Source organism: Pseudoalteromonas sp. 5Ae-yellow (assembly GCF_014077565.1).
Taxonomy (GTDB): domain Bacteria; phylum Pseudomonadota; class Gammaproteobacteria; order Enterobacterales; family Alteromonadaceae; genus Pseudoalteromonas.
The window spans coordinates 1-1,395 of the sequence record NZ_JACGWD010000147.1 but is presented as its reverse complement, the minus strand read 5'-3'; the positions used below and the strand labels follow the sequence as shown (position 1 = coordinate 1,395).

The following is a 1,395-nucleotide window of genomic DNA, read 5'->3' as shown; positions in this document are numbered from 1 at the left end:
TTTTTCGTTTATACCTAACTGGATATTTTTGTGTCTTTGCGAGCACCGTTCGCGGATAAGCTTTTCGCTTTCTTTTCTCCGGTAATATTAGCCGTTTACCGTTTTCACGTAGTTCTTTTAGCTTTTTAGGGATTGTCCCGGGGCTTCGACCTGAGCACCATAAAAACTCGTCTTGTATCAGGTATAATGCGTTTATGAAACTGATGCGTAATGGCTCCACTTTATGGGCTTTAGCCATCTCTGCCATTTCAAGTCTCACGATATTGTATGACGTCAGAATACCCCAGAGCTCTTGATAAATACCTTCCTGTTTCAAGCTCCGTAGCGCTGGCTTATTAGATAATTGATATTGCTTGAGCTCACCATATCCTCGCTCTATTTCCCATCGTTGCCAATAAACATCGAGTAGCGCTTTTAGCGGGTACTTTTCTGGACAGGCGCATGAGGTGATGAACCCTTTTATTTCACCTTTAGGTGTCGGAATTTGAATAAGCCTTGCTTGCCATGTATCACCTAGGTAAGGGGCTGATTTTTTAGCTTGTGGCGAAATAGGCATTGTTATTAAGTGGTCGTAATCGCTAAATGATTCCGTTATTTCATAGCGCATTTTACTTTTGATGGGCGTAAGCCAATGATGATTTTCGCTAACACCTTGCCAGCTCGTGAATAGTTCAGCCGAAAAGAAACCTCTATCAAATAGAGTTAGTGAATGTTCAGGTGCTGAGCCAACAAGCTGTTGAGCATAATGAATTTCACTTTGAGTAATGGGGCCAAACGCTGCATCGGATATTAAATGCGTTCTTGTCGACATCAAGGTTACAGCAAGTACTGAGGGGAAGTTCGTTGTCGATTGAGCATAGCCAAAATGACGGTTACTCGGCGTATCTTGGGTTTTAAATTGTGTACCGTCAACGCTTAGCAGCTTTAAACCACACACGTCATCAAAAGTTTGCGACTGCTCCCACTGCGTTGCTGTATGTTTAAAAAGGTGTTTCATAGGCGCTGCGCCTAGCTTTTCTTTCCCTTTTATAATACTGCTGGTCGCCAATGGTGGAAGCTCTCCTTTTGCGTCAGGAAAAGCGAGCTCTAGTTTGTCACAGACTTCAGATATTGAGCGGTTTCTTAATAAACCAATTCCTAACACAAGCCAAGCGGCTTGTTCGGCGGGGAAGCGTCGTTTGCGTACAGAGGCTCTTCCTGTTTGGGTAACAGCTTCTTCAATCCACTCAAGGGGAATGTGCTTAGTGAACGAATCAATATCACGATCTTGGCAAAACTCAGTCGTAAGGTGTAATTCTTTAATAAATTCAGACATAAAAATAGGCCACAACTTCTGTTGTAGCCTATTATGAGCCCTTTGAAAGATCGTTCAATTAGCTTAAACGATCTGCATTA

At 42.7% G+C, this 1,395-nt stretch carries 1 protein-coding gene; it reads right to left on the bottom strand.

Annotated features, from left to right (window positions below; translation table 11 throughout):
• The coding region (locus tag H4J63_RS19700) for an IS4 family transposase (protein WP_259365859.1) at positions 1 to 1,315 on the bottom strand (1,315 nt) is incomplete at its 3' end.
• Between the last annotated feature and the right edge of the window lie 80 nt (positions 1,316 to 1,395).